Origin of the sequence: Kitasatospora sp. NPDC053057 (assembly GCF_044546945.1) — a bacterium.
Lineage (GTDB): Bacteria > Actinomycetota > Actinomycetes > Streptomycetales > Streptomycetaceae > Kitasatospora.
The window spans coordinates 16,789-33,200 of the sequence record NZ_JBITZP010000040.1 but is presented as its reverse complement, the minus strand read 5'-3'; the positions used below and the strand labels follow the sequence as shown (position 1 = coordinate 33,200).

The 16,412-nt window shown below is 73.4% G+C and carries 14 protein-coding genes; 3 read left to right on the top strand and 11 right to left on the bottom strand.

Going from position 1 to position 16,412, the window contains the following annotated elements:
• Positions 1 to 109 precede the first annotated feature (109 nt).
• The 3 genes from ACIG5E_RS31175 to rimP form a co-directional block, all read right to left on the bottom strand.
• The gene (locus ACIG5E_RS31175; RefSeq protein ID WP_396539081.1) at positions 110 to 421 is read right to left on the bottom strand and encodes a YlxR family protein; all 312 of its coding nucleotides are present in this window, start codon (positions 419 to 421) and stop codon (positions 110 to 112) included.
• A gap of 77 nt (positions 422 to 498) precedes the next feature.
• On the bottom strand, positions 499 to 1,518 hold the full coding sequence (nusA, locus tag ACIG5E_RS31170; protein ID WP_396539079.1) for a transcription termination factor NusA: 1,020 nt from the start codon (positions 1,516 to 1,518) through the stop codon (positions 499 to 501).
• A gap of 53 nt (positions 1,519 to 1,571) precedes the next feature.
• Complete coding sequence (gene rimP, locus ACIG5E_RS31165) at positions 1,572 to 2,111, bottom strand: ribosome maturation factor RimP (RefSeq protein ID WP_396539077.1); 540 nt, start codon at positions 2,109 to 2,111, stop codon at positions 1,572 to 1,574.
• Between the two features lie 292 nt (positions 2,112 to 2,403).
• On the opposite strand from rimP, the gene ACIG5E_RS31160 reads away from it, so the two are divergent.
• Both ACIG5E_RS31160 and ACIG5E_RS31155 read left to right on the top strand, forming a co-directional pair.
• Positions 2,404 to 3,390, top strand: a complete 987-nt coding sequence (locus ACIG5E_RS31160; protein WP_396539075.1) for a DUF4439 domain-containing protein — start codon at positions 2,404 to 2,406, stop codon at positions 3,388 to 3,390.
• A gap of 107 nt (positions 3,391 to 3,497) precedes the next feature.
• Entirely contained in the window at positions 3,498 to 4,421 is a 924-nt protein-coding gene (locus tag ACIG5E_RS31155; RefSeq protein WP_396539073.1) for an aminoglycoside phosphotransferase family protein, read from the top strand.
• A 49-nt stretch (positions 4,422 to 4,470) separates the two neighbouring features.
• Here the strand turns inward: ACIG5E_RS31155 and ACIG5E_RS31150 are convergent, their stop codons facing one another.
• The 5 genes from ACIG5E_RS31150 to dxr all read right to left on the bottom strand — a co-directional run bounded on the left by ACIG5E_RS31150 (position 4,471) and on the right by dxr (position 10,178).
• Entirely contained in the window at positions 4,471 to 5,034 is a 564-nt protein-coding gene (locus ACIG5E_RS31150) for a GNAT family N-acetyltransferase (RefSeq protein ID WP_396539071.1), read from the bottom strand.
• A 124-nt stretch (positions 5,035 to 5,158) separates the two neighbouring features.
• Positions 5,159 to 6,034 (bottom strand): GNAT family N-acetyltransferase, encoded by an 876-nt coding sequence (locus ACIG5E_RS31145; protein ID WP_396539131.1) that lies wholly within the window; start codon positions 6,032 to 6,034, stop codon positions 5,159 to 5,161.
• Between the two features lie 182 nt (positions 6,035 to 6,216).
• Positions 6,217 to 7,377, bottom strand: a complete 1,161-nt coding sequence (gene ispG / locus ACIG5E_RS31140) for a flavodoxin-dependent (E)-4-hydroxy-3-methylbut-2-enyl-diphosphate synthase (protein WP_030290407.1) — start codon at positions 7,375 to 7,377, stop codon at positions 6,217 to 6,219.
• A gap of 144 nt (positions 7,378 to 7,521) precedes the next feature.
• Positions 7,522 to 8,826 (bottom strand): M50 family metallopeptidase, encoded by a 1,305-nt coding sequence (locus tag ACIG5E_RS31135; RefSeq protein WP_396539069.1) that lies wholly within the window; start codon positions 8,824 to 8,826, stop codon positions 7,522 to 7,524.
• 122 nt (positions 8,827 to 8,948) lie between these two features.
• Complete coding sequence (gene dxr, locus ACIG5E_RS31130) at positions 8,949 to 10,178, bottom strand: 1-deoxy-D-xylulose-5-phosphate reductoisomerase (RefSeq protein ID WP_396539067.1); 1,230 nt, start codon at positions 10,176 to 10,178, stop codon at positions 8,949 to 8,951.
• 68 nt (positions 10,179 to 10,246) lie between these two features.
• Between dxr and ACIG5E_RS31125 the strand changes: the two genes are divergently transcribed.
• Positions 10,247 to 10,915: an NAD(P)H-binding protein gene (locus ACIG5E_RS31125; RefSeq protein WP_396539065.1), complete on the top strand. Its 669-nt coding sequence runs from the start codon at positions 10,247 to 10,249 to the stop codon at positions 10,913 to 10,915.
• A gap of 53 nt (positions 10,916 to 10,968) precedes the next feature.
• On the opposite strand, the gene ACIG5E_RS31120 is transcribed toward ACIG5E_RS31125, so the two are convergent.
• From ACIG5E_RS31120 to ACIG5E_RS31110, 3 genes are all read right to left on the bottom strand, one after another.
• A complete protein-coding gene (locus tag ACIG5E_RS31120; RefSeq protein ID WP_396539063.1) occupies positions 10,969 to 12,411 on the bottom strand; it encodes an aldehyde dehydrogenase family protein in 1,443 nt (480 codons plus the stop codon).
• Between the two features lie 144 nt (positions 12,412 to 12,555).
• Positions 12,556 to 14,121: a PucR family transcriptional regulator gene (locus tag ACIG5E_RS31115; RefSeq protein WP_396539061.1), complete on the bottom strand. Its 1,566-nt coding sequence runs from the start codon at positions 14,119 to 14,121 to the stop codon at positions 12,556 to 12,558.
• Between the two features lie 146 nt (positions 14,122 to 14,267).
• Entirely contained in the window at positions 14,268 to 16,334 is a 2,067-nt protein-coding gene (locus ACIG5E_RS31110) for an ATP-binding protein (protein ID WP_396539059.1), read from the bottom strand.
• Positions 16,335 to 16,412: the final 78 nt, after the last annotated feature.

Here is a 16,412-nt window from a genome sequence, read left to right as displayed (position 1 = left end):
AATCTCGACCTACTTCCACATCGCGAGGTACCTGACTGGTGGCACGGCGCGCGGCTGCCCGAACGCTGTGCTTGCTGCGGTGGTTCTCCGCCGCGGTGAGCGGCGGCCGTCACGGGAGGCGGTCCGCCCGAGGGGCTCCGCCGACCCGCTCCTCGATGAACTCGCGGAGCCGCTCCGTGTCGAGCGTCCCCTGGAGCCGGAAGGCCCGGGGGAACGCCCGACGGCGGACCGCGAGGTCGAGGCAGGCCGGGTCGAGGTGCAGGTGAGCGCCCCGGCCCGGCAGTGCGCCACGTGGGTCGGGGACGCAAACGCCCTCAACCGCCGTGACACGCAACAGCTGGTGCTTGGCCGCTCGCTTGCGGCAGCCCACGCAGGTGCGTTCCGGGCGTGCTCGGACGTGCGTCCGGCCAGACGAAGGCAAGTCTACCCCTCCGGAGCGACATGGCGCCGCCCCGCTGATCCCGGAGGACCGGCGGGGACCGCCAGGAACAACACTGACTACTGCGCCGCGGCCCCGCCATTTTCTTGCTGGGGCTCGGCCTGGCCCTCGGTGTCCGGACGGATGTCGATCCGCCACCCGGTGAGACGTGCGGCCAGACGGGCGTTCTGCCCCTCCTTGCCGATCGCCAGGGACAGCTGGTAGTCCGGCACGATCACCCGAGCGGAACGCTGGGCGGCGTCCACGATCTCCACGCTGGTCACCCTGGCGGGGGACAGCGCTGCGGCGACCATCTCACGCGGGTCCTCGGACCAGTCGACGATGTCGATCTTCTCGCCGTGCAGCTCGCCCATCACGGCGCGCACCCGGGAGCCCATCGGACCGATGCAGGCGCCCTTGGCGTTCAGCCCGGCCCGGCGCGACCAGACCGCGATCTTGGTGCGGTGGCCGGCCTCACGGGCGATCGCGGCGATCTCCACGCTGCCGTCCGCGATCTCCGGGACCTCCAGCGCGAACAGCTTCTTCACCAGGCTCGGGTGGGTGCGCGACAGCGTCACCGACGGCCCGCGGACACCGCGGCGCACCGCCACGACGTAGCACTTCAGCCGGGTGCCGTGCCGGTAGTCCTCGCCCGGGACCTGCTCCTGCGGCGGCAGGATGGCCTCCAGCTTGCCGATGTCGACCAGCACGTTCTTCGGGTCGTTGCCCTGCTGGACGACACCGGTGACGATGTCGCCCTCCTTGCCCGCGTACTCGCCGAAGGTCTGGTCGTCGGCGGCGTCGCGCAGGCGCTGCATCATCACCTGGATGCCGATGCTGGACGCGATCCGGCCGAAGCCGTTCGGGGTGTCGTCGAACTCCTTCGGCTCGACGCCCTCGTCCAGCTCCGCCGGGTCCTCCATGGCCCACACGGTGACGTGGCCGCTCTTGCGGTCCAGGTGCACCCGGGCGCGGCGGCGCGAGCCCTCGGTGCGGTGGTACGCGGTGAGGAGGGCGGACTCGATGGACTCGACCAGCAGGTCGAAGGGGATGTTCTTCTCGTTGACCAGCGTGCGCAGGGCACTCATGTCGATGTCCACGGCTACGCCTCCTCGTCTTTCGTCACGTTCATGATGGTCGTACGGCGGCCGGCTCACTCGGCGCCGTCGTCCCCCTCGTCGAAGTCGGCGGCCTCGTCCAGGAGCTGCTCGTCGTCCTTGCGGTTGAACTCGACCTGGACCCGGGCCCGCGCCACCTCGACGTACTCCAGACGGCGCTCCTTCGGGCGGCCGCGCCCCTTCACCGGCTGCACCTCGACCAGCGCGCCGTCCTCGTCCGCCTCCAGCACCCGGGCAACGATCTCCCCGCCGTCGACCAGGTGGATCTTGGCGAGCCGGCCCTCCGCCCGCTGCCAGTGCCGGGGCAGCACCAGCGGCCGCTCCGCACCCGGCGAACCGACCTCCAGCAGGTAGGGCTCGTCCCCCATGACGTCCGAGGCGTCCAGGGCCTCGCCGACCACCCGGCTGAACTCGGCGATGGCGTCCATGTCCACGCCGCCGTCGGTGTCGACGTCGATCTGCACCTGCCGGCGGTTGCCCGCCTTGGTGACCTTGACGTCCTCCAGGTCCAGTCCGGCCTGGACGGCCAGCGGCTCCAGCAACGCGCGCAGCCGGTCGGTGTGGGTGGTGCTCATCCGGGTGGACTCCTCGGCCGCGTCTGCTGTTGTCAGAGGTCGCCCCCGCGCCCTCCGCGCCCCTCGGGCGCACTCCGGGTCACGGCAGCTCGGCCCAAAGCCTAGCCGGTGAAGCCGCGAACCACCGATTCCGGACCTCCCCGGACCAGCCGGACGCCATCCACTGCGAGCAAGCTCACACCGGCCCGCCCACCGCACGGGACCCCCGCAATCGTGGGGATTCTGCGAAGATCGGGCCACCGAGGGCAGGCAGGGGAGGCCGCCCTCCCGTACCCGCCCCGGAGCGCCCCCGATGCAGCCGCCCAGCCGACGGACCTTCCTGGCCCTCGGGTTGATCACCCTCACCAGCGCCTGCACCACCGGCGGAACGGACGTCGACCCCAACGGCGACGTGATGCCCGGCAACAAGGGCCCCGGCCCCGACCCGGACAACCCGGTCCGGCTGCGCGCCATCGCCGCCACCGACACCCTGCTGTCGGCCTACGACACCCTCCTCGCCACCCCCGGCGCCCAGACCGCCCTCCTCCAACCCCTCCGCGCCGAGACCGCCCAGCACCGCGCCGCCCTCGCCTACGGCGTACCGGCCGCCTCCGTCCCCCCGGCGCCCGGCACCCCGACCGCGACCCCGAGCAGCACCCCCACCCCCGCCGCCCTGGCCGCCCTGGAACACCAGACCGCCCAGTCCCACCTGGCCGACCTCGGCGCCGCCCGGCCGCCCCTCGCCCGCCTGCTCGCCTCGGTTGCCGCCGCCAGCGCCCTCCATGCCACCACCCTCGGCGCCCCGCCCGACCAGCCCGACCCCGCCGCCGCCCCGACCCCCGCCGCCACCCCCGGAGCGGCACTGCCGGCCCTCCAGAAGGCCCTGAGCGCCGAACACGCCGCCATCTACGGCTACGGCGTCGTCGGCGCCCACCTGCCCGAAGACCAACAGCGCGCCGACGCCCGCACCTACTACGCCGCCCACCAAGCCCAACGCGACGCCTGGCAGCGCCTCCTCACCACCCTCGGCGCCACCCCCACCCCCGCCGCCGGCGGCTACCAGCTCCCCTTCCCCGTCACCGACGCCCCCACCGCCACCAAACTCGCCGCCCACCTGGAAACCCGCCTCACCACCGTCTACGCCGACCTCGTCGCCGACCTCCCCACCCCCCACCGCCGAGCCGCCGCCATCGCCCTGCGCGACTGCACCCTCCGCGCCCACCACTGGGGCGCCCCCACCACCCCCTTCCCGGGCATCCCCGACCCCCTCCCAACCCCCACGGTCACCCGCCCGAACTGACCCACGTGGGCGCGCGGGGCAAAGCCCTCGCGCCCACGCCAACCCCCCACATCGCCCACAATGGACAAGCCACCCCCAACGGGAAGCACTAACCGGAAGGCCCGGGCATGTCGGGAGCAGCACCCCACCTCACCGTCCCCACCTGGCTGACGACCAACGTCACCGCCGCCCACGGCGAAGCGGGCCGCCAGTGGCTGGCCACCCTCCCCACCAGGGCCGCCGCCCACCTGACCCGCTGGAACCTCACCCTCGAACGCACCCTGGACCCGGGCGGCAGCCTCAGCCTGGTCGCGTACGTCCACCGTGACGACCTCTCCCCCGCCGTCCTCAAGACCGGCCTGGTCACCCCCGAGACCGCCCACGAGCACACCGCCCTCACCCACTGGGCCGGCAGAGGGGCCGTGCTCCTCCTGGACGCCGACCCCGCCGAGGGCGCCCTGCTGCTGGAGCGTCTGCACGGCGAGATCCCGCTGCGCTCGCTCGCCGAGTCCAAGGCCATGCTGGAGGCCACCAGCCTGCTGCACCGCCTCTGGGTGGACCCGCCCGCCGGGAGCGCCCTGCCCACCCTCGCCGACCGGGCCGCGGACACCGCCGCCCGTCTCGCCGAGCACCGCGCCGACCCCGCCGCGGCCGCCGCGAAGCCCCTGGTCGACGAGGCCCTGTCCACGGCCGAGGAGCTGACCGGCTCCGCCGCCGAGACCTTCCTGCTGCACGGCGACTTCCATCACGGCAACGTCCTCGCCGCCGACCGCGCCCCCTGGCTGGCGATCGACCCCCGCCCGCTGGCTGGCGAGCGCGCCTACGACCTGGCCCGGCTCGTCCTGGACCGCGCGGACACCCTGCTCGGCTCCCCCGGTGCCCCCGCGGCCGTCCGTCGACGGCTCCACCAGCTCGCCGAGGCCCTCGACGTCGACCGGGAGCGGCTACGCGGCTGGACCCTCTTCCGCGCCGTCGACCTCGCCCTGCGCGATCTGACCGCGGGCCGGCGCCAGGACGCCGAACTCCACCTCGAGTTCGCCGGACACCTCTGAGCTCGCCGGACACCTCCGAACAGGCCGGCCGACTGAACAGGCCGGCTGGCTAAACAGGCTTGCCGACGCCCCCGGCCCCCCGCAGCGGCAGCCTCGCACCCATCACCGCGTACAGCCGGTCCGTCGCCGGGAACTGCACCGCCCGGGCCAGGTCCTGGTACCCCAGCGACCGGTAGAGCCGCCGGGCCGGCGTCTCCGCGTCGATCGCCGACAGGATGCTCCGCTCCAGCCCCGACCCCTCGCACAGCAGCCGGATCAGCCGCGAGCCCACTCCCTGCCCCTGGAACTCCGGCAGCACGTGCAGTTCGGTGACCGCGAACACGCCGTCCAGCCAGTCCGCGTACCCCCGGGCGGTCAGGTACGGCTCGATGACCGTGCTCCACCAGTGCTCCCGCTGGTTCGGCATGCCGTACCCGAACCCGACCAGCTGCCCCCCGCTCATCGCCCCGAACGCGATCACCCCGGGCTGCAGGGCGTGCCGTCCGACGATGTGCAGCCGTACCGCGACCTCCTCGGGGGTGAGGCCGAACGCCACCGCCTGGACCTCCAGCGCCTGCGGCGCCCAGGCCGCAAGGTCGATGGCCCCGATCGTCACCCCGGTCAGCTGATCCATGCTCCGGACGTTACTACCAGCCGCCCCGTGGCGCGGCCGAAGATCGGAACCCAACAACGGGCGAAACACCGGCGAACCGCGCCACAACACCGCCCCGCGCCGCCGCCCGTTCGGGAGCGCGCGCTCAGAAGAGCACGCTCATGAACGCCCCGACCTCACGGAACCCCACCCGCCGATACGCCGCCCGCGCCCGCAGGTTGAAGTCGTTGACGTACAGCGAGACCACCGGCGCCACCTCCCGCAGCGCGACGTCCATCACCGCGGCCATCCCGGTCTCGGAGAGCCCCTGCCCCCGGTACTCGGGCGCCACCCAGACCCCCTGGATCTGGCAGGCCCCCTCGGTCACGGCCCCGATCTCGGCCTTGAACACCACCTGGCCGTCCTCGGTGAACCGCGCGAACGACCGTCCGGTGGTGACGAGTTCGGCCACCCGGGCCTGGTAGAGCAGTCCACCGTCGCCGGCCAGCGGGGACACCCCCACCTCCTCGGTGAACATCGCCACGCACGCGGGCATCAGCGCCTCCACCTCGCCGGGCCGCACCCGCCGCACCAGCGGGTCGGGCGCGATCTCCGCGGACGGCGAGGAGGTCGCCAACAGCGGCTGGTGGCCCCGGACTTCACGCGCGGGCCCCCAACTGCGTTCCAGCAGTGCCCAGAAGGCGGCGGTCGATCCGGCCGGTCCCACGATGGAGGAGCAGCGCCGGCCCTGCCGTCGGGCCCGCTCGGCGAAGGCCGCGACGGCCTGCGGCCCGGCGTTGACCAGGACGAGGTTCGCCCCGGCGTAGCACAGGGCGTCGAGCAGGCCGTGCCTGTCGTACCAGCCCCACATCTCCCCGCCGAGCCGCCACGGGTCCAGCCCGACGGCCTCGACCCGGGTGGCGACGAAGGCGTTGGCGACCGGGTCGCGGTGGAGGATCTCCAGGGCGTCCGCGAGGTCGGACGGCTCCAGCACGCGGGTGGTGGCCAGCGCCCGGGCGGCCTGGAAGGAGCTGGGGAGCATCACACCTCGATCGATCATCGAGACAGCACCTCACTGAGACGACTCTGGCCGCACCCTACTCCGTGGCCCCACCCGGCTACGGCCGCGGGGCCGTCCGCGAACGGACGGCCCCGCTTCCGGAAGACTTCGCCGCACTGCGTTCGGACCGCTTGGCGGTCACCCACGACGTGACCGCCCGGCGGTCACTCCGCGGCGACGACGGTGGGCGAACCGGCCTCTACGCCCTCCTCCTGCATCTGCTCGGCGAGCTTGAGCGCCTCCTCGATCAGGGTCTCGACGATCTTCGACTCGGGAACGGTCTTGATCACCTGCCCCTTGACGAAGATCTGCCCCTTGCCGTTGCCGGAGGCGACCCCGAGGTCGGCCTCCCGCGCCTCGCCCGGCCCGTTCACGACGCAGCCCATGACGGCGACCCGCAGCGGCACCTCCATGCCCTCCAGCCCGGCGGTGACCTCCTCCGCGAGCTTGTAGACGTCGACCTGGGCGCGGCCGCAGGACGGGCAGGAGACGATCTCCAGCCCGCGCTGGCGCAGCCCGAGCGACTCCAGGATCTGGTTGCCGACCTTGATCTCCTCGGCCGGCGGGGCCGACAGCGAGACCCGGATGGTGTCGCCGATGCCCTCGGCGAGCAGCGCGCCGAAGGCGACCGCGGACTTGATGGTGCCCTGGAAGGCCGGTCCGGCCTCGGTGACGCCCAGGTGCAGCGGGTAGTCGCAGGCGGCGGCGAGCTGACGGTAGGCCTGGATCATCACGACCGGGTCGTTGTGCTTGACCGAGATCTTGATGTCGCGGAAGTCGTGCTCCTCGAACAGCGAGCACTCCCACAGCGCGGACTCGACCAGCGCCTCCGGGGTGGCCTTGCCGTACTTCTCCAGCAGGCGCTTGTCGAGCGAGCCGGCGTTGACGCCGATCCGGATCGGCACCCCGGCGTCCTTGGCGGCCTTGGCGATCTCGCCGACCTTGTCGTCGAAGGCCTTGATGTTGCCCGGGTTGACGCGCACGGCCGCACAGCCGGCGTCGATCGCGGCGAAGACGTACTTCGGCTGGAAGTGGATGTCGGCGATGACCGGGATCTGCGACTTCTTGGCGATGATCGGCAGCGCGTCGGCGTCGTCCTGGGAGGGGACGGCGACCCGGACGATCTGGCAGCCGGACGCGGTGAGCTGGGCGATCTGCTGCAGCGTGGCGTTGATGTCCGAGGTGACCGTGGTGGTCATCGACTGCACCGAGACGGGGGCGTCGCCGCCGACCGGCACGTTGCCGACCATGATCTGCCGGGAGTAGCGGCGCTTGGCCAGCGGCTTGAGCGGCAGGGACGGAATACCGAGCGAGATCGCGGTCATGTGCGCAGGGTTCCCCGGGGTTGAGGTGTGGTCGACCGCCCGGCCGTTGGGACGGCCGAGGCCGGGCGCGCGGACGATCGCGCACCCGGCCTCCACGGTACGGCACGGTCCGGGCGCCCAGCACACCCGCCGTGTCCGAACGCCCTAACCGATCTTCACCGGGTTCACCAGGTCGGCCACCATCACCAGCAGGGTGAATCCGATGAAGATGCTGGCCACGACGTATGCCACCGGCATCAGCTTGGCGACGTCGAAGGGGCCCGGGTCGGGCCGCCGGAACAGCTGTGCGAACCGGCGCCGGACCGACTCCCAGACCGCGCCGGCGATGTGGCCGCCGTCCAGCGGCAGCAGCGGCAGCATGTTGAAGAGGAAGAGCGACAGGTTGATGCCTGCCAGCAGGTTCACGAAGATCGCGACCCGCTGGGCGGCCGACTCGTGCAGCGAGAACACCTCGCCGCTGACCCGGGCCGCGCCGACCATGCCGATCGGGGAGTCCGGGTCGCGCGGGGCGTTGCCCACGACGGCGTTCCACAGGCCGGGGATCTTGCCGGGCAGTGCGGCCAGCGACTTCACCCCGTTCTCGGCCATGTCGTACATCCGGTCGACCGACTGCCCGAAACCGAGCTGGACGGTTTCGCTCCTGGGGGTGAACCCGAGGAACCCGGCCTGGACGGTCTGGCCCTTCACCGGCACGCCGTTGCCGTCGTACTTCTGCACGTCGTTGACGGCGATGGTGGGCTTGAAGGTGAGCCGCTGACCGCCGCGGTCCACCACGATCTCCACCTGCTTGCCGGCCGACTTGCGGATGTCCGCCTGCAGTTGGTCGTAGTCGCGGATCCGGTCGCCGTCGAAGGAGAGTACCTTGTCGCCCTGGCGCAGGCCCACCTCGTTGGCCGGGGTCTTGGGCGCGTCGGCGGGGCAGGTGTCGGTGGGCTGGCCGGCCTTGACGACGCACTGGGCGACCGAGCCGATCGTCGGCACCGCCATGGAGACGCCGAAGCCCATCATGACCGTCAGGAACAGCCCGAACGCCAGGATCAGGTTCATGAACGGCCCGGCGAACATGACGATGACCCGCTTCCAGGGCTTGCGGGTGTAGAACAGCCGGTCCTCGTCGCCCTCCTGGAGCTCCTCGTAGGAGGCCTCACGGGCGTCCTCGATCATGGACCGCCAGGGCGAGCTGCTGCGCTTGGTGATCCGCCCGTCCTCGCCCGGCGGGAACATCCCGATCATCCGGATGTACCCGCCGAAGGGGATCGCCTTGATGCCGTACTCGGTCTCGCCCTTGCGGCGCGACCAGATGGTCGGGCCGAAGCCGACCATGTACTGCGGCACCCGGATGCCGAACAGCTTGGCCGTGGAAAGGTGGCCGAACTCGTGCCAGGCGATCGAGATGAGCAGCCCGACCACGAAGACCAGGATGCCGACCACCGTCAAAACCGTTGCCACCGCTGGCCCTCCGTCATGCCGCTCCGCTCATCGTCTCGTCGTACTGCGATCCGTGCCGCGCCGGGCGCCACCGGTACCGGGGTACCGGCGGCCCGACGCCGCCTTCCGGAGTCGGGGTCCCGTCAGCCCGCCGCCAGCTCGCGGGCCCGGGCGCGCGCCCAGTCCTCCGCGTGCAGGACGTCCTCGACGGTCAGGGAAGTTCCCGCGTCAGGCGTCCCGTGCTCGGCCACGACCTTGGCAACAGTGTCCACGATTCCGGTGAAGGCGAGGCGGCCCTTCAGGAAGGCCTCCACGCACTCCTCGTTCGCGGCATTGAACACCGCCGGAGCCGTTCCGCCCAGAGTGCCCACCTCACGGGCCAGCTCGACGGCCGGGAAGGCCTCGTCGTCCAGCGGGAAGAACTCCCAGGTCGCGGCCTTGGTCCAGTCACAGCCGGGGGCCGCGTCCGGCACCCGGTCCGGCCAGCCCAGGCCCAGCGCGATCGGCATCCGCATGTCCGGCGGGCTGGCCTGCGCCAGCGTCGAACCGTCGGTGAACTCCACCATCGAGTGCACCACCGACTGCGGATGGACCACGACCTCGATCCGGTCGAACGGCACGTCGTACAGCAGGTGCGCCTCGATCACTTCCAGGCCCTTGTTGACCAGGGTGGCCGAGTTGATCGTGACGACCGGGCCCATCGCCCAGGTCGGGTGCGCCAGCGCGTCCTGCGGGGTCACCCCGGCCAGCTGCTCCCGGGTCCGGGTCCGGAACGGACCACCGCTCGCCGTCACCACCAGCTTGCGGACCTCGGCCCGGGTGCCGCCCGCCAGCGCCTGGTACAGCGCGGCGTGCTCGGAGTCCACCGGCACGATCTGGCCCGGCTTCGCCACCGCCTTCACCAGCGGGCCGCCGACGATCAGCGATTCCTTGTTGGCCAGCACCAGCACCCGGCCCGCCCGCAGCGCGGCCAGCGTCGGCCGCAGGCCGATCGAGCCGGTGATGCCGTTCAGCACCGAGTGGCACTCCATCGCGGCCAGCTCGGTCGCCGCGTCCGGACCCGCCAGCACGGCCGGCAGCGCACGGCCCGCCGCCTTCGCCGCCAGCGCCTCGCGCAGCGCCGGCTCGGCCGCCGGATCGGCCACCGCCACGGTGTGCACGCCCAGCTGCAGCGCCTGCTCGGCCAGCAGCTCCACCCGGCCGCCCGCCGCCGACAGGGCGACCACCTGGAACCGGTCCGGGTTGCGGAGCACGACGTCGATGGCCTGGGTGCCGATCGAACCGGTGGAACCGAGGATCACCAGCTCCCGGGGGCCGGAAGGGTCCGCCACGGTGGGCGTGAAACGCAGCTGCGGGTGGGCGAGCGAAGTCATGCGCCCATTGTGTCCTGTTCGCGGCACTCCCCAGGACGACCCGCGTCCTTCGGACTACCGTCGAACCCATGCGTACCGTCATCGCCGGGGGCCACGGACAGATCGCGCTGAAACTCGAACGGCTGCTCGCCGACCGCGGCGACCACCCCGCCGGGATCATCCGCCGCCCCGAACAGGCCCAGGACCTCGTCGACGCCGGCGCCGAGCCGCTGCTGCTAGACCTGGAGTCCGCCACCGCCCCGCAGCTCGCCGCCCTGCTCGCCGACGCCGACGCGGTGGTCTTCGCCGCCGGCGCCGGCCCGGGCAGCGGCGCCGCCCGCAAGAACACCGTCGACCGCGACGCGGCCGTCCTGCTCGCCGACGCCGCCGAACTCGCCGGGGTCCGGCGCTACCTCATGGTCTCCTCGATGGGCGCCGACGCGGCCGCCCACCACCCCGCCGACGAGGTCTTCGAGACCTATCTGCGGGCCAAGGGCGCCGCCGACGACGCCGTCCGCTCCCGCACCACGCTGGACTGGACGGTGCTGCGCCCCGGCTCGCTCACCAACGGCCCCGGCACCGGCCTGGTCCGCCTCGCCCCCTCCGTCGGCCGCGGCGCGGTCGACCGGGCCGACGTGGCCGCCGTCCTGGCCGCCCTGCTGCGCGAGCCCGGCACCGCCGGACAGACCCTGGAACTGGTCGCCGGGAACGCCACCGTCGCCGAGGCGGTCGCCGCCGCGGCCGGGCACGACGGCTGAGAACGGCGCGGGGCCCGGTCCGCACCGGACCGGGCCCCGCGTCGGTCGAGCTCTCAGAGGTCGAGGCCGGTGAGGACCATGACCTTCTCGACGGTGTAGTCGTCCATCGCGTACTTGACGCCCTCGCGGCCGACGCCGGAGTCCTTGACGCCGCCGTACGGCATCTGGTCGGCACGGTAGGAGGGCGCGTCGCCGATGATCACACCGCCGACCTCCAATTCCCGGTGCGCCCGGAAGGCGGTCTGCAGGTCGTGGGTGAACACGCCCGCCTGCAGGCCGAACGGCGAGTCGTTGACGGCCGCGAAGGCCTCCTCCACGCCCTCCACCCGGTGCAGCGACAGCACCGGGCCGAACACCTCGGCCTTGGCCAGGATCGCGTCCGCGGGCAGCTCGGCCAGCACGGTCGGGGCGTAGGTCGCGCCCTCGCGGGTCCCGCCGACGAGCAGCTTGGCGCCCTTGGCGACCGCGTCGTCCACCCAGGACTCCACCCGCTTCGCGGCGTTCTCGTCGACCAGCGGGCCGACGTCCGTCGCGTCCTCGTTCGGGTCACCGGTGACCTGCGCGCCGACCTTGGCCACGACCTTCTCCACCAGCGCGTCGTACACCGACGCGTCGGCGATCACCCGCTGCACCGAGATGCAGGACTGGCCGCCCTGGTAGTTGGCGAACATCGCGATCCGGGTGGCCGCCCAGTCCAGGTCGGCCTCCGAGGACCAGTCCGCGAGCACCACGGCCGCGGCGTTGCCGCCCAGCTCCAGGGTGGTGTGCTTGCGCGGCACCGAGTCCATGATCTGGTAGCCGACCTTGTCCGAACCGGTGAAGGAGATGACCGGCAGGCGGCTGTCCCGCACCAGGGCCGGCATCCGGTCGTTCGGCACGGTCAGGATCGACCAGGAACCGACCGGCAGGTCCGTCTCGGCCAGGATCTCGCCCAGCACCATCGCCGACAGCGGGGTCGCCGGGGCCGGCTTGAGGATGATCGGGGCGCCGACCGCGATCGCCGGGGCGACCTTGTGGGCGACCAGGTTCAGCGGGAAGTTGAACGGGGCGATCCCCAGCACCACACCGCGCGGGAAGCGGCGCACCACCGCGAAACGGCCCACGCCGCCCGGGTCGGTGTCCAGCCGCATCGTCTCGCCGTTGGTGCGGCGCGCCTCCTCGGCGGCCCAGCGGAACACCGACACCGCGCGGCCCACCTCGCCGCGGGCCCACTTGATCGGCTTGCCGTTCTCGGCCGTGATCAGCCGGGCGAGCTCCTCGGTGCGCTCGGCCAGCCGCTTGGCCACGTGGTCCAGGGCGGCGGCCCGCTGGTGCGCCGGGGTGGCGGCGAACACCGGCAGCGCGGCCACGGCGGCGTCCAGCGCCTCCTCGACCTGTGCCTCGGTCGGAATGCTGACCTTGCCGACCAGACGGCCGTCCCAGCTGTTGTGCACCTCGAAGTCGGCGTCACCGCTCGCCCGGCGGCCGGCGAGCCAGAAATCGTACGTGGTGGTCACCGTGGTACCGGCCCTCTCCTCGTCGTCGTACGGCCCACGGGCGTGGGACCCGAACCCGAGGGTAGGTGCGAGGGCCGGCCGACCGGATTGGCCGACCAGGAGTGTTCGAGACCCGGGCCACTCCACCGCGTCCAGCCTGGAGTCCTACTCCTCGCCGGAACGCAGCGCCAGCCACAGCTCCATCCGCACGTCGGTGTCGTCCAGCGAACGGCCCAGCAGCTCCTCGACCCGGCGCATCCGGTAGCGCAGCGTGTGCCGGTGCACCCCCAGGTCGGCCGCCGCCGCGTCCCACTGCCCGTGCCGCGACAGCCACGCCCGCAACGAGGCCACCAGGTCACCGCGGGCCGTCCGGTCGTGCTCGCGCAGCGGCCGCAGCAGGCCCTCCGCGAAGGCCGTCACCGCGTCCTCCCCGAGCAGCGGCAGCAGCGAACCCGCGCCGACCTCCTCGTGGTCCACCGACCTGCGGCCACCGCGCAACGCCACCGCCAGCGCCCGCTCCGCCTGCGCGTGCGCCGTACCCGCCTCCTCCAGCGCGGCCGGCGCCGAAACACCCAGCGACAGGCCCTCGTGCTCCTCCACCACCCCCAGGCAGGCCCGGTGCACCGCGCCGTTGTCCAGCGCCAGCACCATCAGCCGCGGCCCGTGCGCGCCGTCCTCCCGCGCCACCAGCAGCTTCTCGCCCACCCGGGAACCCGCCTGCTCGGCCCGGTCCCCCAGCTCCGCCAACGCCTCCGCGGCGTCCGCGTTCGGCCCCGCCCCGGCCACCAGGACCCGTATCGTCCCCTCCGGCATCCCGCCGAACAGCCCCATCGCCACCTGCCGGGCCGTCGCCACCTCGCCCGCCAGCACCATCCGCAGCAGCGCCGCGCCCATCCGCTCCTCGGCCTGGCGCAGCTCCCGCGAACGCTCCAGGGTGAGGGTCAGCAGCGCCACCGCCGCGTTCAGCACGTACCGCTCGGTCGGCGTGATCCGGTCCTCGGTGCCCACCGCCAGGAAACCCCGGGCCCGCCGGTCCGCGCCCAGCGACTGGACCACCACGTAGTCCTCGTCCGCCGTGTCTATCCCCGGCGAACGCCCCTGCAGCGCAGCACTCGACGGCGCCGGCCGCCGACGCAGCCGGTCCACCTCCGCCGCCAGCCGCCCCGCCCGGCGCGCCGCCCAGTCCGGCGCCACCACCGACAGCGCGCCCGACCCGTCGTACAGCGCCGCCCAGCCCCCCAGCCGGGCCGCCAGCCGACGCACCACGGCCGTCGTACCGTCCTTCCCGAGCGCCGCCCGGGTCAGCTCCTCCTGCGCCTCGAAACTGGTCGTCACCGCCTCGTACTGCTCAGCGGCCAGCGCCGCCGACACCACCTTGCTGATCGCGATGAACGGCGTCGGCTCCGGCACCCGCAGCAACGGCAGGCCCCGCTGCTGCGCCGCCTCCACCAGCGGCTGCGGCACCTCGGTGTGCGACAGCCCCACCCCCAGCCCCAGCCCCACCACCCCGGCATCGGCCAGCCGGTGCACGTACGCCTGCAACTGCGCCGCCGTACGGCCCAGCTTGATACCGGTGGTGAGCAGCAGCTCGCCACCCTCCAGGAACGGCGTCGGGTCGTCCAGCTCACTGGTGTGCACCCAGCGGACCGGCCGCTCCAGGTGGTCCGCACCGGCGAGCACCGTCAGGTGGAGCGAACTGTTGCGGACGACGGAGGCGAGTGTGGGGGGCATGGCACCTTCGGGGGGTCGACCTGACCGCGCCGTTGCGGCCGGGCGAGGAGAGGGCAGTGGGACTTAGTGAGGGTCTCTCCCCTTCATTATGGACGCCCCGGACAACCGGCACGGCCGAATCCACCTCGAAGGCGACTTCCCTCCCACTACCCGCGCAAGTCGACCAGCAAGGGCGGCACCTGCTCCCCCGACACCGCCGTCAACGACACCACCGCGTGCCCCGCCGGCAACGCGTGCGCCAGATCCGACGGCGACCACCGCAGCCTCTCCACATCCCGCGTCGTCACCGACTCCGTCTGCGCCGTCGTCCCCGACAACGCCTTCCGCCCGATCCGACCGGCCCGCCGCATCACCCCACCGGAGGTGTCGGGGGTGTGGGTCACCGCGGTCTCCTGCACCAGGTGCGTCCCCCAGGCCTCCGAGAACAGCCGCCCGTCCCAGGGCGCGATCCCGGGGAAGGCCATCCGGCAGCCGACCGCGCCGAACAGCGGCGCCCGCAGCGCCTCCGGCAGTTCCACCAGGGTGCGCAGCAGCAGCACCGCGCCCGCGTTCGCGCCGCGCATCCGCTGCAGGCCGCGGACGGTGTTGGCGTCCAACGCCGCCGAGGCGTCGTCCACCACCAGGCCCGCGAACAGCGAACGGTCCTCGCGGGCCCCGGCCGCCTGCACGAACTGCCCCACCACCAGCCGGGACAGCATCCGGGCGGCCTCCGGGTGGCTACGCTCGGGCAGCTTCACCCGCACCCGCAGCGGGTGGTCCAGCACCCGCATCGCGAACGGGGGACGGCCCGTGCCGTCGGTCGCGAACACCCCCTCGAACGCGGGCCGCTCCAGCAGGCCCAGCCGGTCGGCCAGCAGCGCCCCCGGATCGTCCGCCCGGTCGCGCTGCCGCTCCCGGTACTCCAGGTCCCGCTCGTACGCGGCCAGCCGGCCGGCCACGCCGAGCGCCTTCACCAGCGCCGCCAGCGCATCCGGCTCGCCGCCCAGCAGCGCCCGCAGCTCGCGCACCCCCGGGTAGCGGCCGAACGCGGCGTGGAACGGGCCCACCACCTGCTGCAACGCCGTCCGGGCGTTCTCCGCGCGGGCGGTCAGCTCGTCCGGCAGCAGCGCGTCGGCCAGCCGGGCCGCCGCCTCGTCCGGGTCCTGCGCCGCGCCGTAGAGGTCCAGCCCGTACACCGAGGCCGGATCGCCGGGCGCGATCACCACGTCGTACCAGGCGTCCGGGCCGAGGTCGGCGTCCGCCGCCCCGACCACCACCGCGCACGCGGTGCCCGCCAGCGCCTGCAGGCACAGCGCCTCGGCCACCGGCCGAGCCAGCCGCGCGGTCTTCCCCGTCCCGGCCGGGCCCACCGCCAGCAGCGAGGTGCCCAGCACCGCCGGGTCCAGCGCGAAGTCGGCCGCCCGATGGCTCAGCGGGTTCTTCGGCACGTCCTGCGCGACCCCGAGGCAGACCTGGCCGAGCAGCAGGTCGTGGCGCCGGGCGCGGCCGGGCAGCTCGCGCGCCTCGGAGGGATGGGCGAAGGCCGCCGCGCCGCGGGTGGCCACCTGCTCGGCGAAGGCGGGCACGAACACCGGGTCCGCCTGCGCGGACTCCCAGGCGCGCTGGATCCGCACGTAGTCGACGTCGCCGACCGGCTCCGCGTCCAGCCGCACCGCCGCCTCGACCGCCCCGCCACGGCGCAGCCCGTCCCACGGGTCCAGCCTGCGGGCCGCCTCCATCGCCGCCGGGCCGGCCTCCTCGGCGGGCTCCTCCTGCGTCACCGTCCGCGACAGCAGCGGGGCCGCGTAGCGGCGCCAGACCTCGAGCCAGCGGCCCATGCGGCCGAAGACCTTGATGACCACACCCAGCACCAGGACGTTCAGGGTCAGCACCACGGAGGTGGCGACGAAGGCCGACCGGGAGGGAAGGACACCGATGAGGGTGGTCCCGTCCGTGGCGAACTCGACGCCGTAGACGAACGCCAGCCACCCCACCACCACGTTGAGCGCCGCCCGCAGCAGCAGCGGCCAGGTCGGGACCTGGGCGGCCTCCGCGCGTTCCGGGTCGATGCGGCGGTAGCCGAGCCGGTAGACGCCCGGTCCGGCTTCGGGGCGCGGGGCGGTGGCCCAGGCGGCGAGGTCGAACGCGGGGGTGCCGGGCCGTTGGTGGGGTACCGGGGTCGGGGGTCTGGTGGTGGTGTGTTCGACGTGGTGGTGTGACCCGTCCTGTGCCATGTACGGCCCCGCTCCCTCGCCCGCCCGGCCCGACCGCCGTCGGTGCCGCCATACCCATGCCGCCGTACCGGCGACACG